Source organism: Providencia sp. PROV032 (assembly GCF_028484875.1).
Taxonomy (GTDB): Bacteria; Pseudomonadota; Gammaproteobacteria; order Enterobacterales; family Enterobacteriaceae; genus Providencia; species Providencia rettgeri_E.
The window spans coordinates 88291-112600 of sequence record NZ_JAMPSX010000006.1 but is presented as its reverse complement, the minus strand read 5'-3'; the positions used below and the strand labels follow the sequence as shown (position 1 = coordinate 112600).

The following is a 24310-nucleotide window of genomic DNA, read 5'->3' as shown; positions in this document are numbered from 1 at the left end:
CTTTATTCACATAAAATGCATAAAGAATAAACTTTGTTTATTCTCATTATTGGTAAAAACGGGATTTAAATTTCTGTAATGTCGTCAATAAGGTAAATTTCAGGGTGTATATAATTATTTTGTAAACTGTAACTATCATCCTATATTAATATACAACTTCTTCAGAAAATCCCCTGGTCACTAATGTGACCAGGGGTATTGGTTACAAGCCCAATTTAGCGTGTATTTTGGCTATTTCGTTGCTCCATTGTTGTTGTAACTGTGGTTTTTGGTGGCTTAATTTGCGTTTTTGATCCGCAAGTAATTTTTGCTCCAATATTAGCAATGTCTCTAATAACACATCCTCATGAGCAGTTTCTCCTCGAGAAATTTCAATCGTCGATTTAATTGGGGCATCTCCCCCAAGCGTAGCCGCTAATAATGGTTGTGCTTGCTGCTCGATTTTATGATAGATATCATCAAGATTAAGGTATTCCTCTAACCGATTATCATCGATAAACCAGAATCGTTGACAGCTATTTTCAATGAGCCACCTATCATGGCTTACAATTAATAGCGCCCCTGAAAATAAGCTAATTTGCTCGCAAAGTGCTTCCTTACCTTCTAAATCAAGGTGATTGGTCGGTTCATCCAACAAAATCAACTCGTACTGGGCCAAACTTAAGCCAATAAACAACAATCTAGCGCGTTCGCCACCGCTGAGTGTAGCGACTTTTTGTTGATGGCGAGAGTAGGAAAAACCGGCGCCAATCAATGCCATTTTTCGTTGTTCATCGGTTAAAGGTGCAAAATGCCGTAATGCATCTAATAGGCTATCATTATCATTTAGCTGCTCTAATTGTTGGTCATAATACCCAGCACTAATTGCCGGATGAAACTTCAATTGTGCGCTATAGCGTAAATCTTGCTGATAATGTTGCCAAAGTAGACGCAGTAGTGTTGATTTACCGCAGCCATTGGCCCCCATGATAGCGATGCGATCACCACTTTTTACTTGATGAAATGCCGTTTTAAATAACGGATTTCCTTTCGGTGTTGAGACAACGGCGCCTTCCAATTCCAAAACTCTATCTGCTGGAATGGCTTTGCCATTTAATGCAAGCCTCCATTGATAGCCTTCGGTTAATTCAGTTTGAGTGTCTTTAAGGCGGTCAATCTGTTTTTCCATTTGCTTAGCTTTACGTGATAAGGCTTCATTATCATAGACATGTCCCCAAATCGCTAAACGCTTGGCGCTTGATGCAATACGGTCAATCTCTTTTTGCTCTGCTTGATTACGGCGTGCATCTGTGATGTCTTTTTCACTCAATGCTTGCCGTGCTGCACTGCAAGGTAATCGATAAAAATGCAGTGATTTATCTCGTAAGATCCAAGTGCAGTTACTGACCTTATCTAATAACGATTGGTCATGGGAAACTAGCACAAAACTACCTTTCCATGATTGTAAGAAATTGCCTAACCAAATAAGTGTGGGTAAATCTAAATGATTACTTGGTTCATCGAGTAACAGTAAATCGGGTTGTTCAATTAAAGCACGCCCAAGAAGCAAACGTGTATGTTGCCCGCCACTGATTGCATTCGCTTTTTGTTCCCATTGCTCAGACGTAAAACCTAATTCTGATAATATAACTTCCGCCCGCCAACGGTCAGTGACTTTATCTTGTTCAGGTAATTTTTGAACAAGTGCATCAAGCAGTGTCAAACTGGCAACATCATCGGGTAAGTGTTGTTCAATATAAGCAGTAACACAATGATTCGAATAAGTGATACTGCCACTATTGGGGGAGAGTTGTTGGGTTATTAGCTTCAACAATGTACTTTTGCCACTTCCGTTATGGCCAATTAAACCAATACGGTCACCTTGTTGAACAGTAAAAGAGATGTCATTCAATAAGGTAGAGGTTGAGGTATCGTAATTTAATGATTTTACAGTTAATAAAGTGCTCATAGCTTACTCAAATTTTAGGCATAAAAATGCCAGGGTATAGTCGTTACGACAACCCAGTAAGCTGAGGGAAGGTTTTCTTTAGTGACTTCGCTCAGGCAGGGTTATCGCAGTATAAAACTGTGAAAGCCTGAGCTCTGGCGATTACCAAAGAAGTGTGAATATTCAATAAGATCACACAACAACATAAATTAGCCTCCTTAATATTCATCTAGTTAATCGATGAGGTAATTATAGCAAATATATTATTTAATCAACAATGTCTAGAAATGCGTTGTTTAATGATTATTGTAAAAGCAGTATTGTTGTAGATGTAAGTATATTCGCAGGTATAAATGATACTTATATCATGCGGGAAGAGATGAATAATATTGCTGTGAATTGGGTTCTTGTTATGTAACGTTTAAAATCATGATTCAAATAACAAGAGAGCCCCAAATGAATGTAGAAATAAAAACCGCAACCCGTGATGACGCTGCTTTGATATTAGATATGATCATTGAATTGGCAGATTATGAAAAAGCACGTCATGAAGTTAAAGCCTCGGTGGCCGATATTGAAAACTCCCTATTTGGCGCTAATTCAAGCACAGAAGCTTTAATCTGTTATGTGGATGGGACGCCAGCAGGATATGCCGTATTCTTTACTAGCTATTCAACATGGTTAGGCAATAACGGTATTTATTTAGAGGATTTATATGTCTCCCCTGATTTTCGTGGTGCGGGAGCAGGAAAAAAATTATTAAAGCATATTGCAGTGCTAGCCGTCGAACGAAAGTGCCAACGGTTGGAATGGAGTGTGTTAGATTGGAATCAGCCTGCAATTGATTTTTATAAAAGTATTGGTGCAGAGCCTCAAGATGAATGGGTTCGCTACCGAATGGATGCGAAAACAATTGCGCAATTTGCTAATTAGCTTGCTCACCCCCCGATGTTCTCGGGGGAAGTTAACTAGTTTTAAAATTATTTATCACAACGGTAATAGGTTAGTTTATCTTCATCTACCATAATACCCGTCCCCGGTGCCGTTGAAGCCTCTGCGAAACCCTCTTTAATGACTAAAGGAACTGCGCTCAAATCATCTGCAATTTCAAGGAAATTTGTTAGTTCTGCTGCATGTTGGCAAGTATTTTTTCTTGCGCAGGCAAATTGGATATTAGCTAGCGTACCTAACTGAGTATCTCCTTGATTACCCACGTATACCGGCACTTGTAAACCTTCACATAATGCCGCAATTTTAGCGGATTCAGTAAAGCCTGTACGCGCTGTTTTGATACAAATAAATGAAACCATTCCGTCATTGATTTCTTGAGCAACATCATTAAGAGATGTGCAACTCTCATCACCGCAAATAGGTTGAGCCAGCACATTCGCCAATTTTTTGCGACCTATACGATCACTGGCTGGGGAGGGTTCTTCGAAAAATAAAAAATTTTCATCGCGCAAAGATTGAGCTGCATAAATAGCATCATGAGCAGGCCAGCCATGATTAGAGTCAAGATATAAACAGGCTTCTGGCATAGCTTTGCGTAATGCTTTGCATGCAGTGATGTCCGCATGAACGTTACGACCCGTTTTTACCTTAAATGTTGTCACTCCATATTTGTCTTTCATCATCAACGCGTGTTCAACCATTTTTTGTGGTTGGTCGTAACCTATCATATGGCTAACTGCGATTTTATTATCCCATCCACCCAAAAGTTGATAACAGGGGCGTTGGTATAACTGACCTAATGCATCCCAAATGGCCATATCTATTGCCGCCCGGGCGGTTTGATTTCCAGTGACCCACCGCATTGCATGATAGACACGTTCAATATTTCTAAGATCAATATTTGCCAGTGAAGGCCAAAACCAAGATTGGATAGCATAAATGATAGACGCTTGGGATTCGCCATAAATATAAGGTCGTGATGGGGCTTCTGCGCAGCCTATTATCCCTTCATCAGTATGAATACGGACTAATACATTTTCCACTTCAGTAATGCTACCTGTGGCAAACTCAAGTGGTGTTAAATAAGGAATTTTATAAGGAATAGTCTCTATTCGTATGATTTTCATTATATTTCACTCATGTTATAAAGAAAAAAACAGCCATATTGGATTTACTATGAGTAAATTTAGCGCTAATTACCGGATTAAAAATGAGAGCTAAGTCAAATTATAGTCTTAAAACGATTGGTTAAAGATATGAGGAAGACGAAAAGCACAATGAGTGCAAAAAAGTGGCTAAAATGATGGGTCTTGAGTTATCTAATTTAGTTGATAAAATTTAACATGTATTTTCTTTGCGGAATAAATACAAAAGTATTTTGAGTCATTAATTTATTATTTATGGTATTTACGCATAAAGTATTTGTTAAATTTAGATAATTTATTGTATCGAAAAGTTAAGCCATTTAGCATGATATAAAACATTTTTGGGCATTAAATGCGGTATCTGTACCATATTCGTTTATGCAATGATTTTTGTGATGAAAGACAGTATATGTTTGTTAGTTAACTGATAAAATTTTATAAAATATAAAAAAATATAATAATAAACCAGATCTGCTTTTTATCGGATCTAAGAATAGCATCACCTATTGAGATATACGTATTTCAGCTGTAAACAGTTATTCCATTTTATTAATTCACCTGGGGTAATAATCATAAATAATTGTTGAATGTTGTTTTTCATATAAAGAAAAGGGATGGTATGAAAATAAATAAGCAAAAAATATCTTTTTACATCATTTTAATATTAATTATTGTAGCGGGTGGTCTTTATTACTGGAATGTTAATTCAGGCGGGCTACCTGCTGGGTTCGCGCAAAGTAATGGTCGCATAGAAGCAACGGAAATTGATATTGCTACTAAGACTGCCGGGCGCATTGAGACAATTAATGTTAAAGAAGGGGATTTTGTTAAAGAAGGGCAAGAACTTGCTCGTATGGATACGCGAGCACTCCAAGAACAACTCCATGAAGTACAGGCTCAGTTACGCCAAGCGGTTAGCGCGGTGACGACAGCCGAATCAGCATTAGCGCAACGTAAAAGCGAAAAAGTTGCAGCCCAAGCGGTTGTTCGTCAACGTGAAGCGGAATTAGATGCTGCACAGAAACGACTAAATCGCTCTAGAGCTTTGGTGAGAACAAACGCAGTTTCCCAACAACAAGTGGATGATGATACCGCACAGATGCAAGGTGCTCGCGCAGCACTGGAAGCGTCGAAAGCCCAAGTGGCTGCTGCGACATCAGCGATTGATTCTGCGAGCGCGGGTATTGTTCAAGCTAAAAACCGTGTTGATGCAGCGACAGCAACGGAACGTCGTATTATCGCGGACTTAGATGACAGTATTCTCAAAGCACCGAGAAACGGACGTATTCAATATCGTGTAGCAGAACCCGGTGAAGTCCTTGGTGCTGGTGGACGAGTTTTGAATATGGTCGATTTGAGTGATGTGTATATGACCTTTTTCTTACCAACAGAAGACGCAGGTAAAGTTGCCCTGGGGAGTGATGTCCACATTATACTCGATGCTGCACCAAATATCGTGATCCCAGCGAAAGCCACCTTTGTAGCAAGTGTCGCACAATTCACGCCGAAAACCGTAGAAACACAAAATGAACGCTTAAAATTAATGTTCAGAGTACGTGCGCGTATTTCTCCTGAATTATTAGAGCAACACCTCGAATATGTGAAAACTGGGCTACCTGGAAAAGCGTATGTGCGTTTAGATCCGAATGAATCTTGGCCTGCTGAACTTGAGGTGAGATTACCACAATGACCAATAAACTGATGGATGATGTGATTATCGATATACAGCATGTCAGCCAACATTATGGTGATAATTGTGCGTTGGATGACATTGTACTTTCCATCCCAGCCAGAAAAATGGTTGGGTTGATTGGCCCAGATGGTGTAGGGAAATCAAGCCTGATTTCTCTGATCGCAGGGGCAAGAGTGATTCAACAAGGCCAAATAACAGTACTTGATGGTGACATGAATGATATTGAACACCGTCGTGCAGTTTGCCCTCGTATCGCTTACATGCCTCAAGGGTTAGGAAAAAACCTTTACCATACGTTGTCGGTTTATGAAAACGTTGATTTTTTTGGCCGCTTATTTGGCCAATCAAAAGCTGAGCGTGAATATCGCATTCAAGACTTACTTGAAAGTACTGGCTTAGCACCCTTTAAAGATCGTCCTGCTGGCAAGTTATCAGGGGGAATGAAACAAAAGCTGGGGTTATGTTGCGCCTTGATTCATGACCCTGACTTATTAATTTTGGATGAACCTACCACTGGAGTTGACCCCTTATCTCGCGCACAATTTTGGGATTTGATTGATCGCATTCGTTTACGACAAACCAATATGAGTGTTTTGGTCGCAACCGCTTATATGGAAGAAGCGGAACGTTTTGATTGGCTAGTGGCAATGGATGATGGCAAGGTGCTCGCTACAGGCCATGCATCTGAATTAAAAGCCCAAACGCAATGTGATGACCTTGAAGCTGCATTTATTGAATTACTACCTGAAGAAAAACGCAGTGGGCACAAAAAGGTGGTGATCCCTGCGCGTGATACCTCGAAAGACAATATTATTGCCATTGAAGCCCAAGACCTTACCATGCGTTTCGGTGACTTTGTGGCGGTTGACCATGTGAATTTTAAGATCCCAAAAGGGGAGATTTTTGGTTTCTTAGGCTCGAATGGTTGTGGCAAGTCAACCACGATGAAAATGTTGACGGGTTTGTTACAAGCCAGTGAAGGGCAGGCATGGCTATTTGGCCAAGAAATAGACCCGAAGGATATCGAAACACGCAAGCGTGTCGGCTATATGTCACAAGCATTCTCGTTATATAGTGAACTGAGTGTTGAGCAGAACCTCGTGCTTCATGCCAAGCTTTTTCATATATCTGAGGATAAAATCCCTCAGCGAGTTGACGAAATGTGCCAACGTTTTGAGCTTGAAGAAGTCAGGGATACCATGCCAGATGACCTGCCTCTGGGTATTCGCCAGCGCTTATCGTTGGCCGTAGCGGTGATCCACGAACCAGAGATGCTAATACTGGATGAGCCAACTTCAGGCGTAGACCCCGTTGCCAGAGATATGTTCTGGAATTTAATGGTTGATTTATCAAGACGTGACGGTGTCACAATTTTTATCTCCACCCACTTTATGAATGAAGCGGAGCGCTGTGACCGTATTTCATTGATGCATGCAGGCAAGGTCTTAGATTGTGATACTCCCGCTAACCTGACCAAAAAAAGAGGGCTTGGCACGCTTGAAGAAACCTTTATCGCCTATTTACAGGATGCCGTGGGGGATGCAGGACAAGGACAAGAGACCGCGCCAGAGTTCCACGTTGACCCTGAACTAAAAGAACAAGCGACTGAAGCATTGAAAAAACGTTTTAGTTTGCGTCGGTTATTCAGCTATTCCATACGGGAAGGCATGGAGTTACGTCGTGATCCAGTACGTTCAACATTGGCGTTATTGGGAACGGTCATTCTTATGTTTATCATGGGTTACGGTATCAGTATGGATGTGGAAAACTTACGTTTTTCAGTGCTAGATCGTGACCAAACTGGGCTAAGCCAGGGATATACGTTGAACTTAGCTGGTTCACGTTATTTTATCGAACAACCACCAATCAAGGATTATGATGATTTAGAGGCGGGTATGCGTAGCGGTAATATTACTGTTGCGATAGAAATTCCACCTAATTTTGCAAGGGATGTGGCCCGAGGGAGTAACGTTAAAATTGGTGTATGGATTGATGGTGCCATGCCAAACCGTGCTGAAACTGTGCGTGGCTATGTACAAGCGATGCACTTAGCATGGCTGAGCACGATGGCTGCACGCCAACCAGCTGGCGTTGCTGGGATGCCGGCTATCGACATTGAAACTCGATATCGCTATAACCCAGATGTTCGTAGCTTGCCGGCAATTGTTCCCGCAGTTATTCCATTATTATTAATGATGATCCCAGCCATGCTGAGCGCGTTGAGTGTTGTTCGGGAAAAAGAGCTCGGTTCGATTATCAACCTTTATGTTACTCCGATCACCAAATTAGAGTTTTTGCTTGGAAAACAGCTCCCTTATATTTTATTGGGTATGTTTAACTTTGTGTTACTTTGCATATTATCGGTATATATATTTGGTGTTGAATTTAAAGGCAGTTTTCTGACGTTAACGTTGGCTGCATTTTTGTATATCAGTATTGCAACAGGCATGGGGTTATTAATTTCATGCTTTATGAAAAGCCAAATTGCGGCAATTTTTGGGACTTCTATCATTACGTTGATACCCGCGACTCAATTTTCAGGAATGATTGACCCTGTCTCATCATTGGAAGGTATTGGCCGCTGGGTTGGGATGGTTTATCCAACATCACATTTTTTGACTATCACGCGAGGAACTTTCTCTAAGGGATTAAATTTATTCGATTTACAATCATCATTTATCCCATTACTGATCACCATACCTTTGGTTATTGGGCTAAGTGTTCTATTCCTGAAAAAGCAGGAGGCATAGGGATGATCCGTAAAATTCAGAATATTTTTAACCTAGGGGTCAAAGAATTACGCAGTTTAGGCCGCGATAAAGCGATGTTAGCTTTGATTGTTTTTGCTTTTACGGTGTCGATTTATTCGTCAGCAACCGTGACGCCTGGATCTTTACATAATGCGCCTATTGCGATTGCTGACCAAGATAAATCACAGTTATCAAACCGAATAATCAATAGTTTTTATGCGCCTTATTTCTTACCCCCTGTTGATATTACGCCAGACCAAATCGATGGTTTGTTAAATCGTGGTTCATATACATTTGCATTAGATATTCCACCTAACTTTCAACGTGATGTACTTGCAGGGCGGCACCCAGAAATTCAAGTCAATATTGATGCGACAAGGATGAGTCAAGCTTTCTTAGGAAATAGTTATATTCAAAATATTACTTTAGGGGAAGTGAATGAGTTTCTAGCAAAATACCGTAGTAATGCGAGTTTACCTGTCGATTTGGAAGTGCGCATGCGCTTTAACCCCAACTTGACGCAGTCGTGGTTTGGTTCTGTTATGGCAATTATTAATAATATCACCATGTTATCAATTGTTTTAACGGGAGCGGCGCTGATCCGCGAGCGGGAGCACGGTACAGTCGAGCATTTGATGGTTATGCCACTCACGCCATTTGAAATTATGATGTCGAAAATATGGTCAATGGGGCTGGTGGTACTGATTGCATCAGGCGTTTCCTTAATTTTGGTGGTAAAAACATTGCTACAAGTCCCCATCGAAGGGTCTATCTTATTGTTTATGTGTGGGGTGGCCTTGAGTTTATTTGCGACAACGTCGATTGGTATCTTTATGGGGACGATTGCGCGGTCTATGCCTCAATTTGGTTTATTGATGATCTTAGTGCTATTACCATTAAATATGCTTTCTGGTGGGATGACAGCGCGAGAAAGTATGCCTCAGCTTGTTCAAGATATTATGTTAACCATGCCGACAACGCACTTTGTTAGCCTTGCTCAAGCGATTTTATATCGCGGTGCTGGCTTCCAAATTGTTTGGCCTCAATTTGCGGTGCTCGTGGTGATTGGCGCTGTTTTCTTTTCCCTCGCACTCATTCGTTTTCGTAAAACGATTGCCACCATGGCATAACGGACTGTACATAAAATAGCCTTTATAAATAGATCTTATAAATAAAACGCTTGCTGAATGGCTCAGCAAGCGTTTTAATGCTTCACCTATTAATTGTTATGACATAGTTAGGTTGCGCCTATCAAATCGATAGCGGGTAATGATTGGATAAAGCTGCTGTAAAACAGTAACTTAATAGGCAACCAAACAGGAGAACATCATATGTCATTAATTAATACTCAAATCAAACCATTTACTAATCAAGCATTTAAAAACGGTGAATTCATCGAAGTTTCTGAAAAAGATGTTGCAGGTAAATGGAGCGTTTTCTTCTTCTATCCAGCAGACTTTACTTTTGTTTGCCCAACTGAATTGGGTGACATTGCAGACCATTACGAAGAATTCCAAAAATTAGGTGTTGAAATCTTCTCTGTTTCTACCGACACACATTTTACCCATAAAGCATGGCACGCAAGCTCAGAAACTATCGGTAAAATCAAATATGCCATGATCGGTGACCCAACAGGTGCATTAACACGTAACTTCGAAAACATGCGTGAAGATGAAGGCTTAGCAGACCGTGGTACTTTCGTTGTTGACCCACAAGGTATTATTCAAGCGATTGAAGTTACTGCAGAAGGCATTGGCCGTGACGCTTCAGATTTACTGCGTAAAGTAAAAGCGGCGCAATATGTTGCTAGCCACCCAGGTGAAGTTTGCCCAGCTAAATGGAAAGAAGGTGATGCAACGCTGTCTCCATCTTTGGACTTAGTCGGCAAAATCTAATTAATCTAACTCGATTGATTAATTACTGAATAATTCAGGTTGCAGGTGTTTAGGCCTGCAACTTGGATCATGACGGGTATATGTACCCGATTTTACGATAAAAATTAAAGGGGATTACATGCTCGACAATAATTTACAGGCACAATTGAAAGCCTATTTAGAACGTTTAACTAAACCCGTTGAATTAGTTGCTAATATAGATGACAGCCAAAAATCAAATGAAATCAAACAGCTGTTAGAACAAATTGCATCACTGTCAGATAAAGTCACTGTACGTGAAGAACGCAACAGCGCATTAAGAACACCGTCTTTTTTAATTACTAACCCAGGTACAGATAGTGGTTTGCGTTTTGCAGGCTCACCTCTGGGACATGAATTTACTTCTCTTGTGCTGGCATTATTGCAGATTGGTGGTCATCCATCGAAAGAAGCGCAAGAGTTATTAGAGCAAGTTAAAGGCCTTGAAGGCGAGTTCCACTTTGAAACTTATTATTCTTTATCTTGCCATAACTGCCCAGATGTTGTTCAAGCACTGAACTTAATGGCGGTTTTAAATCCAAATGTTAGTCATACCGCTATTGATGGTGCACTTTTCCAAAATGAAATTGATGAACGCAATGTCATGGGCGTTCCTGCCGTTTTTCTGAATGGAAAAGAGTTTGGCCAAGGCCGTATGACACTCAGTGAAATTGTGAGCAAAGTTGACACGAATGCCGATGCGCGTGCAGCGAAATCACTGACAGAGCGCGAGCCTTTTGAAGTCCTCGTAATTGGTAGTGGCCCAGCTGGGGCTTCAGCAGCAATCTATACCGCACGTAAAGGGATCCGCACAGGCGTGATAGGCGAGCGTTTTGGTGGGCAAGTGATGGATACGGTTGATATTGAAAACTATATTTCAGTTATCAAAACGGAAGGGGCTATTTTTGCAGGCGCATTGAAGAACCACGTGGACAGCTATGATGTTGATGTCATTGATGGCCAATCAGTTGCAAAACTGATCCCTGCGGCAGAAGAAGGTGGATTACACCAAATCGAAACTGCATCAGGTGGGATCTTAAAATCACGCAGTATTATTATTTCAACGGGTGCTCGCTGGAGAAATATGGGTGTTCCAGGGGAACAAGAATACCGTACGAAAGGCGTTACATTCTGCCCACACTGCGATGGCCCATTATTTAAAGGCAAGCGTGTTGCCGTGATTGGCGGTGGTAACTCAGGTATTGAAGCGGCTATTGACTTAGCAGGTGTCGTTGACCATGTGACTGTACTGGAGTTTGCGCCAGAACTAAAAGCGGACTCAGTATTACAGCAAAAAGCACGTAGCATGAAAAATGTGGATATTATCGTTAATGCGCAAACCTTAGAAGTAAAAGGTGATGGCAGTAAAATGACGGGTCTTGAATATAAAGATCGCACTGATGATAGCGTACATTTATTAGAAGTGGCGGGAGCATTCGTACAAATCGGTTTATTGCCGAATACCAATTGGTTAGGTGACACCGTTGCCAGAAACCGTATGGGCGAAATTGAAATTGACGCACGCAATGAAACCAGTATTAAAGGTATCTTCGCTGCTGGTGACTGTACAACCGTTCCATATAAGCAAATTATTATTTCAGCCGGAGAAGGGGCCAAAGCCGCACTTAGCGCATTTGATTACCTCATCCGCACAAGTACCAGAACCGCTGAATAGGTGTAATTTACTTTATATTCAGTGAGTTGTAGTCAAAAGGCACTCGGGGGCGAGTGCCTTTTTTTGTGCATAATAATACGCCACCTTTTATTATTGTAGCGAATGGTTCTTACTGTATAACCCAAGTGTTTTCTTTATGTATCAAATAAATTTATTTCACTAACCAATGTTCAAACCTTCGCAACGATTATTCGCTCCTCTCAAAATTCAGGAAAGCAAATCTCTTAATATAATGATTTTTCAGGAAAAATAATATTTATTTGTTCTTTGTCACATAATTAAAATAAGTGAAAAAGATGATCATGAAAATCGTTCATGTTCGAAATGAAATTAAGTCGCTTTCACTCAGTCAGCAGCTCTGGCATAAATTAGATAACGCAAACGAATTAACGTATTTACAACATAAAGATTGATGAATGGGTAACTAAAACTTCTAGAAAATCAAGAAGTCAATTGAGTTTCCATCTTGGAATTTAGGGTGTGACGAGACGATGAACAAAAATTTTACATTTACGATTAAAAGTAGTCTTTTTGATGAAAATTATAATCCTTCTGAAAATACACGTATTACAACTAACTTTGCTAATTTAGCCAGAGGGAAAAATCGCCAAGAAAATTTGCGTAATACGCTTGTCATGATGAACAACCGTTTCAATACCTTGGCCTATTGGGATAACCCTAAAAGTGACCGTTATTCAGTCGAGTTGGAAATTATTTCTGTCGAGATGAGTGTGGAAGGGAATGGTCGCACCTTTCCGGTGATTGAAATATTAAAAACCAATATTGTTGATCATAAAACGGGTGAACGTACTGAAGGTATTGTTGGAAATAATTTTTCATCTTATGTGCGTGATTATGATTTCAGTGTTTTATTGCTAGATCACAATAAAGACCAAGCCAACTTTAGTGTCCCAGAAAACTTTGGTGACTTGCATGGGAATATCTTTAAATATTTTGTAAATTCGGACGAATACAAAGCACATTTTAGTAAAGCGCCAGTGATATGCTTAAGTGTATCAAATAAAGATATTTACCACCGAACTGGTAATCTCCATCCTATATTGGGTATTGAATATCAGCAAAATGGAGCTTCATTAACGGATCAATATTTTAAAAAGATGGGGTTACAGGTTCGTTATTTCATGCCTAAAAATAGCGTTGCACCGTTGGCATTTTATTTTACGGGAGACTTGCTGAGCGATTACAGCAATATTGAATTGATTAGCACAATCAGCACGATGGAAACATTCCAGAAGATTTATCGGCCAGAGATTTACAATGCGAACTCTGTTGCGGGGCCATGTTACCAACCGAGTTTGACGAACCAAGACTATTCATTAACAAAAATTGTTTATGACCGCGAAGAACGTAGCCGATTGGCTATTGAGCAGGGAAAATATACAGAAGAACACTTTATTGAACCCTATAAGCATATTCTAGAGCAATGGTCTGCTAACTACGCGCTTTGATTCATTATAAAAATTTAAGGTCAATTATTATGAAAACATTATTACCAACATCTACCGCAGGCAGCTTACCAAAGCCTTCTTGGCTTGCTCAGCCAGAGACTCTTTGGTCTCCTTGGAAGTTGGAAAACGAAGAACTTGTAGAGGGAAAACAAGATGCACTGCGCTTGTCCCTAGAAGATCAACTGCGCGCAGGAATTGATATTGTTAGCGATGGTGAACAAACGCGTCAGCACTTTGTGACGACATTTATTGAGCATCTCAATGGCGTTGATTTTGAAAAGAGAGAAGTGGTTAAAATTCGCGATCGCTATGATGCGAGCGTGCCGACGGTGGTTGGAACGGTTGAACGCCAAAAACCTGTTTTTGTGGAAGATGCTAAATTTTTACGTAAGTTAACGAACCAGCCGATAAAATGGGCGCTTCCTGGCCCAATGACAATGATTGATACACTGTATGATAACCATTACAAAAGTCGTGAAAAACTGGCATGGGAATTTGCTAAGATTTTGAACCAAGAGGCAAAAGAGCTTGAAGCAGCGGGGGTTGATATTATTCAATTTGATGAGCCTGCTTTTAATGTATTTTTTGATGAAGTGAACGATTGGGGTGTAGCTGCATTAGAAAGAGCCATTGAAGGGCTAAAATGTGAAACCGCAGTTCATATTTGTTATGGATACGGCATCAAAGCCAATACTGATTGGAAGAAGACTCTGGGTTCTGAGTGGCGACAATATGAAGAGGCTTTCCCAAAACTGCAAACCTCGAATATCGATATTATCTCTTTGGAATGTCATAACTCTCATGTTCCCATGGACTTAATTGAACTTATTCGCGGCAAAAAAGTGATGGTGGGGGCGATTGACGTAGCGAGCAATATCATCGAAACACCAGAGGAAGTCGCTAATACATTACGTAAAGCGCTCCAATTTGTCGATGCAGACAAGCTTTATCCATCCACTAACTGTGGTATGGCACCGTTATCTCGTCGTGTTGCAACGGGTAAGCTTAATGCATTAAGCGCAGGGGCTGAGATTATCCGCAGAGAATTATTGAATAAGTAATCTAAGGATAAATTAACGAATAAAAGGACCCAGAGTTGATGACGAGCCCGATAAAATAGGCGTTGTCATCATATCTGGGTTTTTTGTTGTTTTGAGTTTCTTTTTTTGCTCTAAACTGAGGTATATTAGGCGTATTATCTCAAAATTACTATTTTCAACAGGAATATCGGCAATGGCTTTGATCCCTAAAAACTATGCGCGATTAGAAAGTGGCTATCGTGAAAAAGCACTTAAAATTTACCCATGGGTTTGTGGACGCTGCACCCGCGAGTTTGTGTATTCAAATTTGCGTGAATTAACCGTGCATCATATCGACCATGATCATACCAATAACCCAGAAGATGGCAGCAATTGGGAGCTATTATGCCTATTTTGTCATGATCATGAGCATTCGAAGTATACAGAAGCTGAAATGTATGGCACGAATGTCGTGGCAGGGGAAGATGCGCAAAATGACGTTGAGGCAGCAACTTATAACCCGTTTGCTGACTTGAAATCGATGTTAAATAAGAAAAAATAAGTCTCATTGTAAATTCAGTCGATTATATCAAAAAGCACTCGATTGAGTGCTTTCTTGTGTGAGTTTACATCCGTATTGGTTGTTAATGTATATCCTCATGACTGCGGTATATGAGTGATAATTCAGGGTGATGCCATAGACTTGCAGGAGTCACTGTTTTACGTTCCCATGGAATTTGTCCAATAAACCATAATTTCCAAAAAGTTAATTTTGCATTCGGGTTTTTAGTTAATAATTCCTTGAAGGTTTCTAATTCCCCTATTTGAACTGATAACGCAGATTGATAAATATCGAAAACAAACTTTGAACAAAACTGCCTAGAAGACTCATAATTAAATCCAGTGTGATAAAACTTATTTAAACGAGCAGGAACTTCGGAAACTAATGCAGATTTTTGTTCATTGGTTAATGTATGAGTAAATCGACGTACACTGTAACGTTTATCCGATGAACGGGCAATAAAGCGAGATAGGGTCGTGGTTGTTGAAAGCGGAACGCGACTTTCTGCAATCAAATAGTCTTCGCCATTATGGCCGACAATCATACCAACATGGTTACTCCAACATAAAGACGCCGAGGCTATTTGCCGAAATAACTCGGTTCCAATACTGGTAAAGACAACATCGCCAACTTCGTACTCATGGGGATAATTTATTTTTGTCATAAAAGTACCTCAATATAAACAATGCTATTAAGGTACAGTTATAAAGACTAGAAAAATTCTCGCTATCGGATAAACGCTGAAAATCATTCTTGTTTAACTAGGGTATATTTTACTTAATTGTTCGCCAAGTAATTTTACGTTGTTAACGATCTCGTCCTCACAATGAGCGGCATAGCCGAAAAGGATCGCATTTTGGTGAGTATTTTGAATAGAGTAACGCGATAACGGTTGAGCACCAAAGCCTAACAGACGGCATTGGTTAAGGATCACGTTAGTATCATAACCGTCTTTAACCCAACAGACAGTATGAATGCCTGAATCCGTCATTTGTACATTAAATAGGTGAGGGAGATAGTGATTAATGGCATTGATAAACGTATTTTGCCTATCGTAGCATATCTTCCGTATTTTTCTGACATGGCGTGCATAGTGGCCTTCTTGGATAAACTGGGCTAAAGCGGCCTGTTCTAAATAACCACAATGGCTATCACTGTAATATTTCATCATGGTGAATGCCTCACTCAGAACTTCTGGCACAATTAAGAAGCCTAAACGAAAACCAGGATACATCATTTTAGAAAATGTCCCTGCATAAATAACACGTTGATGATTATCTAAGCCTTGTAGCGCTTGAATTGGCTTTGATAAAAAGCGAAATTCACTGTTGTAGTCATCCTCAAAAACCCATGCGTTGTTTTGCTGTGCCCAATCCAATAATGCTAAACGCCGCGGTAAGCTGAGGGTTGTGCCTAGCGGAAACTGGTGAGAAGGTGTGGTATAAATTAATTTTGCTGTTTCATGGTGTTTTGCACCGTAGGCAATATCCATCCCTTCTCTGTCAGATGGAATAGCAGCAATATCAGCACCTGCGGCGGTGAAAATAGCTCTGGCGCTATCATAGCCAGGGTCATCTAACCATACTTTGTCCCCTTGCTGTAATAAGATTTTTGCTACTAAATTAATGGCTTGTTGCGTCCCATTAACAATAATAATTTGTTGTGGTTTGCAGTGAACCCCGCGAGTCGAACGGACGTAATCTACCAATAAGTTTTTTAGCGGTGTATAGCCATCGGGATGATTAAAATGTGCAATCGTTTGTTTGGATTTACGCCAAACACGGCCTAATAGTCGTCCCCATAATTCATGTGGAAATTGGTCAACACAGCCAATACCAATATTAAACATTTGGTACTTGTTGGTGTTTGGGCGCGATTTTTCCCATAAATTCGTTAAAGTAGAAACTTGGGGATTCAGATTTAATGCAGAATATCTAGATTGCTCACTTTGCTTAGTACTATCTATGGTGCCAACTAATTCATCAGGAATGTGGGGAGAAACATAAGTTCCCGAGCCTTTTTTGGAATAAATATATCCTTCATCAATTAATCGTTCAAACCCAGCAATGACCGAGTTTCGTGAGATCGACATCATTTCGGCTAATGCTCTAGAGGAGGGGAGTTTAATGCCGCCAGCAATACGACCATCTAAAATGGCGTTACGTATTGTGTGATAAACATTTTCCTTAATATAGCCTTCTTCAAGTAAAAGTAATGGAAACTGTGCATGCTGTTGGCGTCGCATAAAGTGGATCCTAAATAAATAACAAAAGTGTCTCTTATACAGAGCCAGATTGCTATGTACTATAGCGCCATTATGTAATATGTCTATAAATGGAAGGGTTATTATGAATAAAACGGCATTACCAGTGACAGTAGAATTCGTTACTCCTGATCATTACTCAGCATGGTTAGTATATTGGTTGGAATACCAAAAATTTTATAAAGTCGATTTAAGTGAAGAGATTACCTTAAAAGCATGGGCGCGTTTTTTTGATGAAAATGAACCTATGTATTGTGCTGTTGCTCTTGAAAATGGCAAAGTTGTTGGCTTTGTGAATTATTTATTTCACCGATCAACATGGGCTGAAAATGATTTTTGCTACCTTGAAGATTTATATGTGGCGCCAGAAATGAGAGGGCGGCATGTCGGGAAGCAACTAATTGAATTTGTACATGCACAGGCACAAGAAAAACAATGTGGCCGCTTATATTGGCATACACAAGAAACCAATCTACGTGGGCAAAAACTGTATAACTGGGTGGCAGAAAAACCTGGTGTGATTGAATATAGGATGCCTTTGTAATAAAGCTCAGTAGTATATCCTATATTTTGATAAAATATTGGCAGGCCCGCGGTTTAACAACAACGGGCTTTTCTGTCTTATCAGAAAATAAGCAAAAATTAGCGTGTTAAATTGGCTAGCTGACTTCTAACGTCCATTAATGCGAAACCGAGCAGATTTAACCCTTTCCATGTTAATGGGTTTTCAATATTTTCAGCATCCTCAGCAAGGCCTATTCCCCATATTTTATCGACAGGGCTAGCTTCAACGAGCACGCGCTCATTTGTGGAGAGTAAAAATTGTCCCAATTCTTTATTCTGAGAAAATTTTGCCATATTAGCCGCAACGACAATAGCAAAACGGTTTTCATCCCAAACATCTTGCTTAAACCCACGAACTTCACGGCCAAATGCTTTAGCCGCTCCAGGATTTGGTGCATAAATAATTTTATCCAGCGTTTCAAAATCGCCAAATAAGCGTGCTTTCTCGGCCATCATAAAATGTTCTGCACTGGCAAAGCGGTGGTTATTGACAATAAATGGGGAAGGGTACCATTGGCTGAAACAGCTTTTTGTTATTTGATTTTGTTTGGTTTGGTGGCCCCAGAAGAAAACATATTTAAATTTTTTCCCTGAGCGATATTGTTTGCAGAGGCTTGTGATATCCATAAATTAAACTTTATTAAGTAATAATATTCTTAGCATATCGATAATAAAAAGATTTGGATATCAGAAAAACCTGCTTAGCATGCTAAGCAGGTAATAAAACTAAAGTACTTTACTTAAAAATTCCGCAGTTCGTGGGTTTTTAGGTGCAGTAAAGAGTTGTTCTGGTGTGCCTTCTTCTTGAATGATACCTTGGTCAATGAACATGACTCGATCAGCAACTTCACGCGCAAATCCCATTTCATGGGTGACGATGACCATCGTCATACCTTCATTCGCAAGAGTTTTCATCACGGAAAGTACTTCACCAACTAATTCGGGGTCAAGTGCAGATGTCGGCTCATCAAATAACAAGATGGATGGCTGCATAGCTAATGCTCGGGCAATCGCAACTCGTTGCTGCTGCCCTCCAGATAAACTGGCTGGCCATGCATCAATTTTATCTAACAGTCCTACTTTGACCAGGAGTTGCTCAGCTTGCTTAAGTGCCACTTCTTTTTTTATCCCTTTCACTAAGGTAGGGGCCATCATCAAGTTTTCTAACACAGTCATGTGAGGGAATAGGTTAAAACGCTGAAACACCATCCCCACATTTTCCCTCATCTTATTTAAATCAGTTTTAGGATCATGAACGTCAAAGCCATTGACTTTAATCTCACCGCCATCTGGACGTTCTAGTGCATTTAAACAGCGTAGAAAGGTGCTTTTTCCTGAACCAGAAGGGCCAATGACACAAATCACTTCTTGAGGTTTAACTTCGCAAGAAATGCCTCTAAGTACATGGGCATCGCCAAATTTCTTTTGTAAATTATTAACGTAAATCACTTCTGCCCAACCTTCTTTCCATATATTGCACCAACTGAGCAAGTATAAATGTCAGCATCCAATAAATCACAGATATCGTTAAGTAGGGTTCCCAATATGTTGCATAAGCCCCGGACACGGTTCTCGCTGCATAAGCGAGATCTGCCAAGCCGATAGCGGAAGCGAGGGAGGAATCTTTGACAATCGCGATGGCATTATTTCCCAGTGGGGGAAGAATGCGACGGAAAGCTTGCGGAAGAATAACCTTACGCATTGTTTTTGCCCAACTCATGCCAAGAGCACGAGAAGCCTCCATTTGTCCTTTATCAATAGATTGAATACCCGCACGGAAAATTTCAGAGACATAAGCCCCTGAGTTTAAAGTAATTGCAATGACACAAGATAGAAATGCGCCGTAATCGGAGCGGAGCATTTTAGCGGTGTCAACGGACATTATCCCAGATGTAACAAATAACCCATCACGAGGGTTAATGAATAATGGCACTAAGGCAAAGTGAACAACCATTATTTGAACGAATAGCGGGGTACCACGAAAGGCACTGACATAGAAACGAACTGGCCATTGCACAAAATAATGTAAAATTGGTTTCCAAATTCCTTGTTCAGCTTTGGCCGTTCTTCCTAAGCCGAGGGTTAACCCCCATAGTGAGCCTAAAATAACGCAGATGATGGTCGCTTTTATCGTCATCATTGCGCCTTCAGCAAATAATGGAGCGTATTCTTCAATTATTTCCCAACGAAACGCAGACATCTTAATGTTCACCCTGATTTATAACGTGAAAAAGCCATCCAAGGATGGCCTTAAGTTAGATTAAATTATTGTTTTGGTAATTGAGGAACGTTTTCATCAAACCATTTTTGGTAAATTTTATTGTACGTACCATCTGCGATGATCTTATTTAAACCATTATTAATTTTTTGCTGTAATTCACTATTTCCTTTTGCGACAGCAATACCAAAATATTGTTTTTCGAAATGGTTATCGTAGATCAGTTTAAATTTTTTCTCAGGGTGAGTTTTTATGTAGTATTTAATGACACCGACATCACCAACAGCTGCATCAATGCCATCTTCAAACAGTTCTTGTAATAAAAGCGGGGTATTGTCGAAACGTTTAATTGCAGTGCTATTTTTGCCGATTACGTCAGAAACAACGATATCACCAGTGCTGGAGTTTACGACACCCACATTCAGGTTTTTTAAACTATTTAAGTCTTTTACATCAGAGGTTTCGCTGATGACGATCGCTTGTTCAGCAGGAAAATAAGGGTTAGAAAAATCAACCATATTTTTGCGTTTATCTGTAATCGTGATCCCTGAAATTAAAATGTCTCTATCACCAGACGACAAGGTTGCAAAGATCCCTTCCCAAGGTGTATTGACAAGTTTAACGTCAAAACCTTCTGCTTCTGCAACCGCTTTAATAATGTCAATATCAAAGCCTTCAAGCTGTTTTTGGCTATTTTCATATTCGAATGGACGGTAAGTCCCACCAGCACCAACGGTATAGCTTTCTTTTGCGTAAACATTCCCGGCGAAGGCTGCCAATGACATACAGCCAGCAAAAACGAGTTTTTTAAACATACCAACCTCTTTAATTATGCATTTATAGTGAATAAAAATACATAATATTTCTGTTATAGGCAAATGATTTTTTATATAAGAAAGTGGATAATTTTAGGGTTTAATTTTTTATGGGTAGAAAAGTATTTATTTAAAGATAAATAAGTGAAAGTTGATTAAATCGAAAATAAATTGATAAAAGTAAAATATAGGAATAGCGCTTTTTTTACCTATCAGTTACAAAAATTTAACGATAGACTGATTAACAAACTTACTCAATACTCGAATAAAAACAGATTACGCTCTCATGGATAAGATTCTATTAGTTTTGTGGCCATTATTTGCTCTCATTGCAATGGGGTTTGTATTACGACGCTCAACAATATTGACGACTGATTTTTGGCCGAGTGCGGAAAAATTAAACTACTTTATTTTGTTTCCCGCACTGTTAATTAACAGTTTAGCCACCGCGCCTTTGGATAATCCTAAGTTACCCTATCTAGCGAGTGCTATCCTTTGTGTTTTAGCGATTAGCTCTGCACTAACTCTAGGTTGTAAATATTTATTCAAAATACCTATCCCGAGGTTTGGTGCGTATATCCAAGGAATTACGCGGTTTAATACTTATTTAGGGTTGGCTATTGTTGCTGATTTATTTGGCAAAGAAGGGATCGCTATTGCTGCGGTAATTATGGCTGTTTTGGTGCCAAGCTGTAATGTCATTGCGGTACTTTCGTTATCTTCGGGGCAAAAGGTTTCAGTTAAGCAAATTTTATTACCGATCATAAAAAATCCATTAATCATTTCCTGTGTCGTTGGTGTGTTATTAAATATATCACCTATCGGATTGCCATTTGGCTCTGACCAATTTTTAAAATTACTCGCAGCCGCCAGCTTGCCACTGGGGTTAATATGTATTGGGGCCGCATTACAAACAGCAACGCTAAGAAATGAATTTAAACCTATTATGGCATCGACATTGCTACGTTTATTTCTTATGCCTATTTTAGCGGTAACAGTGGCGGGGCTATTTTCGTTGCCAAATCTTGAAACCGTCCTATTAGTACTATTTTTTGCTATCCCTACGGCGCCAACAGCCTATATTTTAACGCGTCAGTTAAATGGAGATAGCCAACTAATGGCAGGTATAATTACATTACAAACCGTGGCAGCGGTGTTTACATTACCAATTGTTCTATCCTTTGTAGTGCATTGATCATGATAATAAATGCATTGCTGAAGATATAAGTACATTAATCGCAATATATTTTGCAACTATCACATTGATACTCTATGTTATCGGAGATGATTTTATCTGATGATAAGGAGTTGTGTGTGTCTTTGGAAAAATGCCAGAAATATGAAAACTTATCTATTGACGATGTTTTAGATAAACTTTCGTTGTTATATAGCAATGCAATTGATTCATTAAGAGATGCTATCGCTATTTATGTAAAAGAAGGCCACATACCAGATATTACTGAAAGGGAGAATGGGCTATTTGCTTACCCTGAGCTGTGCGTGACATGGGAAGGTAAAGTCGATCACTGCGAAAAAACACGTGCTTATGCACGCTTTGTTAAACGCGGTAATTACACCATTACGGTGACTCAGCCAGAGCTATTTTGTGCTTATTTAGTTGAGCAACTGTCTATTTTGCAGCAAGATTATGATGTCACTTTTGCTGTTCGCCCTTCAAAAATTGAAATTCCGTATCCTTTTGTCATTGATGGTTCAGACTTAGTGTTGGATAGGAGCATAAGCAGTCATTTAGCTGCACATTTTCCGATAACCGATTTATCTCATATCAGCGATGATATTACGGATGGTTTGTACTCTGCTACGGATGCAATGCCGCTATCTCATTTTGATGCATTACGTGTGGATTTTTCATTAGCGCGTCTGAAGCACTATACAGGAACCCCGCCTGAATATGTCCAACCGTATATTTTATTCACCAATTATAACCGCTATGTCGATGAATTTGTGAGTTGGGCCTGTGAACAGGTCCGTGATCCTGAAAGTCGTTATATTGCATTATCTTGTGTAGGACATAATTATTTAACCGCTGAGAATGCAGACCCACAAATTGCCACTTCTGATTTAACCTGGAAAAAATTTCAAATGCCTGCATATCATCTGATCGCGAGAGATGGTGCAGGAATTACTTTAGTGAATATTGGTGTCGGGCCTTCAAATGCAAAGAACATTTGCGATCATTTAGCCGTTTTACGACCACATGCTTGGTTGATGATTGGCCATTGTGGCGGGTTAAGAGAAAGCCAAAAAATTGGCGATTATGTTTTGGCTCATGCCTATTTGCGTGATGACCATATTCTTGATGATGTATTACCGCCAGATATTCCTATTCCAAGTATAGCGGAAGTCCAACGCGCCTTATATGACGCAACAAAACAAGTTAGTAATATGCCTGGGGAATTGGTAAAACAACGTCTCAGAACAGGAACCGTTGTTACAACCGACGACCGAAATTGGGAATTACGTTTTTTTGCAACAGCTCGCCGTTTTAACTTAAGCCGCGCGGTCGCAGTGGATATGGAAAGTGCCACAATTGCAGCTCAGGGTTATCGTTTCAGGGTTCCCTATGGCACGCTGTTATGTGTTTCTGATAAACCATTGCATGGCGAGATTAAATTACCCGGTCAAGCCAACAGTTTTTATGAAGGTGCAATCTCAGAACACTTGCAAATAGGTATTCGTGCTATTGATTTATTAAGGCAAGAAGGGGATAAATTACACTCAAGGAAATTGAGAACATTTGATGAACCCCCATTTAGATAGCAAGGAGATGCAATCAATGGCTGTAATACCTGTGCTTGAAACAGAAAGATTGATATTAAATAAACACCAAGTGAGTGATTTTCCTGCACTTGCGAAATTATGGGCAACTGAGTCGATGGTTCGCTACATTGGTGGTATGCCATCTAGTGACCGCGAATCATGGATGCGCATGCTAGCTTATGGTGGTTTATGGCCGTTATTAGGATTTGGTTATTGGGCTGTCCGTGAAAAAGCAAGTGGCCAGTATATTGGTGATTTAGGGTTTGCTGATTTCCATCGCATGGTTGAACCCCAAGTTAAAGGTATTCCAGAAGCGGGTTGGGTCATTGCACCTGAATTTCAAGGAAAAGGTTACGCAACAGAAGCAATGAAGGCCGCATTGTCTTGGTTAGTAAAAGAAAATAAGTTCCGGCAATCTATTTGTTTTATTGAGCCGAGGAACTTAGCCTCTTTACGGGTGGCTGAAAAGTTGGGTTACGTAGTTGACCGTGAAATTTTTATGAATGGCGCAATCACGGTATTATTACGGCAACAATTAGCTTAAGTTGTGAATGTTAGAGCGGGT

At 40.0% G+C, this 24310-nt stretch carries 21 protein-coding genes; 13 read left to right on the top strand and 8 right to left on the bottom strand.

Translation table 11 applies throughout. From position 1 onward, the window contains the following. Positions 1–202: 202 nt before the first annotated feature. On the bottom strand, positions 203–1948 hold the full coding sequence (locus PSF42_RS06940; RefSeq protein WP_272679707.1) for an ABC-F family ATP-binding cassette domain-containing protein: 1746 nt from the start codon (positions 1946–1948) through the stop codon (positions 203–205). Between the two features lie 435 nt (positions 1949–2383). Between PSF42_RS06940 and PSF42_RS06935 the strand changes: the two genes are divergently transcribed. Further along, positions 2384–2860: a GNAT family N-acetyltransferase gene (locus PSF42_RS06935; protein ID WP_213912759.1), complete on the top strand. Its 477-nt coding sequence runs from the start codon at positions 2384–2386 to the stop codon at positions 2858–2860. Between the two features lie 47 nt (positions 2861–2907). On the opposite strand, the gene PSF42_RS06930 is transcribed toward PSF42_RS06935, so the two are convergent. Then, positions 2908–4005, bottom strand: a complete 1098-nt coding sequence (locus PSF42_RS06930; RefSeq protein WP_213912758.1) for a mandelate racemase/muconate lactonizing enzyme family protein — start codon at positions 4003–4005, stop codon at positions 2908–2910. Positions 4006–4642: 637 nt separating this feature from the next. Between PSF42_RS06930 and PSF42_RS06925 the strand changes: the two genes are divergently transcribed. The 8 genes from PSF42_RS06925 (at position 4643) to yajD (ending at position 15104) form a co-directional block, all read left to right on the top strand. Then, positions 4643–5713, top strand: coding sequence for an HlyD family secretion protein (locus PSF42_RS06925; protein ID WP_125894396.1), 1071 nt, complete (start codon positions 4643–4645; stop codon positions 5711–5713). After that, a complete protein-coding gene (gene rbbA, locus PSF42_RS06920) occupies positions 5710–8466 on the top strand; it encodes a ribosome-associated ATPase/putative transporter RbbA (RefSeq protein WP_272679706.1) in 2757 nt (918 codons plus the stop codon). The genes PSF42_RS06925 and rbbA overlap by 4 nt, the downstream gene beginning before the upstream one ends. 5 nt (positions 8467–8471) lie before the next feature. Continuing rightward, positions 8472–9596 carry an ABC transporter permease gene (locus PSF42_RS06915; protein ID WP_185746949.1) on the top strand — a complete coding sequence of 375 codons (1125 nt, stop codon included), beginning with the start codon at positions 8472–8474 and terminating at the stop codon, positions 9594–9596. A gap of 201 nt (positions 9597–9797) precedes the next feature. Next, entirely contained in the window at positions 9798–10361 is a 564-nt protein-coding gene (ahpC, locus tag PSF42_RS06910; protein WP_004910793.1) for an alkyl hydroperoxide reductase subunit C, read from the top strand. 118 nt (positions 10362–10479) lie between these two features. Further along, a complete protein-coding gene (gene ahpF / locus PSF42_RS06905) occupies positions 10480–12054 on the top strand; it encodes an alkyl hydroperoxide reductase subunit F (RefSeq protein WP_125894402.1) in 1575 nt (524 codons plus the stop codon). 491 nt (positions 12055–12545) lie between these two features. After that, positions 12546–13523 (top strand): DUF1852 domain-containing protein, encoded by a 978-nt coding sequence (locus PSF42_RS06900; protein ID WP_272679705.1) that lies wholly within the window; start codon positions 12546–12548, stop codon positions 13521–13523. A gap of 29 nt (positions 13524–13552) precedes the next feature. Further along, complete coding sequence (locus PSF42_RS06895) at positions 13553–14584, top strand: methionine synthase (RefSeq protein WP_272679704.1); 1032 nt, start codon at positions 13553–13555, stop codon at positions 14582–14584. A gap of 172 nt (positions 14585–14756) precedes the next feature. Continuing rightward, a complete protein-coding gene (gene yajD / locus PSF42_RS06890; protein WP_102140678.1) occupies positions 14757–15104 on the top strand; it encodes an HNH nuclease YajD in 348 nt (115 codons plus the stop codon). Positions 15105–15186: 82 nt separating this feature from the next. On the opposite strand, the gene PSF42_RS06885 is transcribed toward yajD, so the two are convergent. Both PSF42_RS06885 and pdxR read right to left on the bottom strand, forming a co-directional pair. Further along, on the bottom strand, positions 15187–15768 hold the full coding sequence (locus PSF42_RS06885; protein ID WP_125894467.1) for a YebB family permuted papain-like enzyme: 582 nt from the start codon (positions 15766–15768) through the stop codon (positions 15187–15189). Between the two features lie 93 nt (positions 15769–15861). Next, the gene (pdxR, locus tag PSF42_RS06880) at positions 15862–17349 is read right to left on the bottom strand and encodes a MocR-like pyridoxine biosynthesis transcription factor PdxR (RefSeq protein ID WP_272679703.1); all 1488 of its coding nucleotides are present in this window, start codon (positions 17347–17349) and stop codon (positions 15862–15864) included. Between the two features lie 103 nt (positions 17350–17452). Here pdxR and PSF42_RS06875 point away from each other — a divergent pair, with 103 nt between their 5' ends. After that, complete coding sequence (locus tag PSF42_RS06875) at positions 17453–17911, top strand: GNAT family N-acetyltransferase (RefSeq protein WP_125894471.1); 459 nt, start codon at positions 17453–17455, stop codon at positions 17909–17911. Between the two features lie 98 nt (positions 17912–18009). On the opposite strand, the gene PSF42_RS06870 is transcribed toward PSF42_RS06875, so the two are convergent. From PSF42_RS06870 to PSF42_RS06855, 4 genes are all read right to left on the bottom strand, one after another. Further along, positions 18010–18558, bottom strand: coding sequence for an NADAR family protein (locus tag PSF42_RS06870; RefSeq protein WP_272679702.1), 549 nt, complete (start codon positions 18556–18558; stop codon positions 18010–18012). Between the two features lie 99 nt (positions 18559–18657). Continuing rightward, positions 18658–19380, bottom strand: coding sequence for an amino acid ABC transporter ATP-binding protein (locus tag PSF42_RS06865; RefSeq protein ID WP_272679701.1), 723 nt, complete (start codon positions 19378–19380; stop codon positions 18658–18660). Then, positions 19367–20131, bottom strand: coding sequence for an amino acid ABC transporter permease (locus tag PSF42_RS06860; protein WP_102140354.1), 765 nt, complete (start codon positions 20129–20131; stop codon positions 19367–19369). Before PSF42_RS06860 ends, PSF42_RS06865 begins: the two co-directional genes overlap by 14 nt. Before the next feature lie 65 nt (positions 20132–20196). After that, on the bottom strand, positions 20197–20964 hold the full coding sequence (locus PSF42_RS06855) for a basic amino acid ABC transporter substrate-binding protein (protein ID WP_125894476.1): 768 nt from the start codon (positions 20962–20964) through the stop codon (positions 20197–20199). Between the two features lie 286 nt (positions 20965–21250). Here PSF42_RS06855 and PSF42_RS06850 point away from each other — a divergent pair, with 286 nt between their 5' ends. From PSF42_RS06850 to PSF42_RS06840, 3 genes are all read left to right on the top strand, one after another. Continuing rightward, positions 21251–22159, top strand: coding sequence for an AEC family transporter (locus tag PSF42_RS06850; RefSeq protein WP_272679700.1), 909 nt, complete (start codon positions 21251–21253; stop codon positions 22157–22159). Between the two features lie 125 nt (positions 22160–22284). Continuing rightward, a complete protein-coding gene (locus PSF42_RS06845) occupies positions 22285–23745 on the top strand; it encodes an AMP nucleosidase (RefSeq protein ID WP_442959221.1) in 1461 nt (486 codons plus the stop codon). Beyond that, positions 23726–24289 carry a GNAT family N-acetyltransferase gene (locus tag PSF42_RS06840; RefSeq protein WP_213912750.1) on the top strand — a complete coding sequence of 188 codons (564 nt, stop codon included), beginning with the start codon at positions 23726–23728 and terminating at the stop codon, positions 24287–24289. Before PSF42_RS06845 ends, PSF42_RS06840 begins: the two co-directional genes overlap by 20 nt. The last annotated feature ends 21 nt before the right edge of the window (positions 24290–24310 follow it).

Bases quoted from the DNA above. Each gene is read 5' to 3' on its own strand.
- PSF42_RS06935 (WP_213912759.1), top strand. From the start codon at position 2,384: ATGAATGTAGAAATAAAAACCGCAACCCGTGATGACGCTGCTTTGATA.
- PSF42_RS06870 (WP_272679702.1), bottom strand. From the start codon at position 18,558: ATGGATATCACAAGCCTCTGCAAACAATATCGCTCAGGGAAAAAATTT.
- PSF42_RS06875 (WP_125894471.1), top strand. From the start codon at position 17,453: ATGAATAAAACGGCATTACCAGTGACAGTAGAATTCGTTACTCCTGAT.
- PSF42_RS06940 (WP_272679707.1), bottom strand. From the start codon at position 1,948: ATGAGCACTTTATTAACTGTAAAATCATTAAATTACGATACCTCAACC.
- pdxR (WP_272679703.1), bottom strand. From the start codon at position 17,349: ATGCGACGCCAACAGCATGCACAGTTTCCATTACTTTTACTTGAAGAA.
- PSF42_RS06850 (WP_272679700.1), top strand. From the start codon at position 21,251: ATGGATAAGATTCTATTAGTTTTGTGGCCATTATTTGCTCTCATTGCA.
- ahpC (WP_004910793.1), top strand. From the start codon at position 9,798: ATGTCATTAATTAATACTCAAATCAAACCATTTACTAATCAAGCATTT.
- PSF42_RS06860 (WP_102140354.1), bottom strand. From the start codon at position 20,131: ATGTCTGCGTTTCGTTGGGAAATAATTGAAGAATACGCTCCATTATTT.
- PSF42_RS06840 (WP_213912750.1), top strand. From the start codon at position 23,726: ATGAACCCCCATTTAGATAGCAAGGAGATGCAATCAATGGCTGTAATA.
- rbbA (WP_272679706.1), top strand. From the start codon at position 5,710: ATGACCAATAAACTGATGGATGATGTGATTATCGATATACAGCATGTC.
- PSF42_RS06895 (WP_272679704.1), top strand. From the start codon at position 13,553: ATGAAAACATTATTACCAACATCTACCGCAGGCAGCTTACCAAAGCCT.
- PSF42_RS06930 (WP_213912758.1), bottom strand. From the start codon at position 4,005: ATGAAAATCATACGAATAGAGACTATTCCTTATAAAATTCCTTATTTA.
- yajD (WP_102140678.1), top strand. From the start codon at position 14,757: ATGGCTTTGATCCCTAAAAACTATGCGCGATTAGAAAGTGGCTATCGT.
- PSF42_RS06885 (WP_125894467.1), bottom strand. From the start codon at position 15,768: ATGACAAAAATAAATTATCCCCATGAGTACGAAGTTGGCGATGTTGTC.
- PSF42_RS06925 (WP_125894396.1), top strand. From the start codon at position 4,643: ATGAAAATAAATAAGCAAAAAATATCTTTTTACATCATTTTAATATTA.
- ahpF (WP_125894402.1), top strand. From the start codon at position 10,480: ATGCTCGACAATAATTTACAGGCACAATTGAAAGCCTATTTAGAACGT.
- PSF42_RS06855 (WP_125894476.1), bottom strand. From the start codon at position 20,964: ATGTTTAAAAAACTCGTTTTTGCTGGCTGTATGTCATTGGCAGCCTTC.
- PSF42_RS06900 (WP_272679705.1), top strand. From the start codon at position 12,546: ATGAACAAAAATTTTACATTTACGATTAAAAGTAGTCTTTTTGATGAA.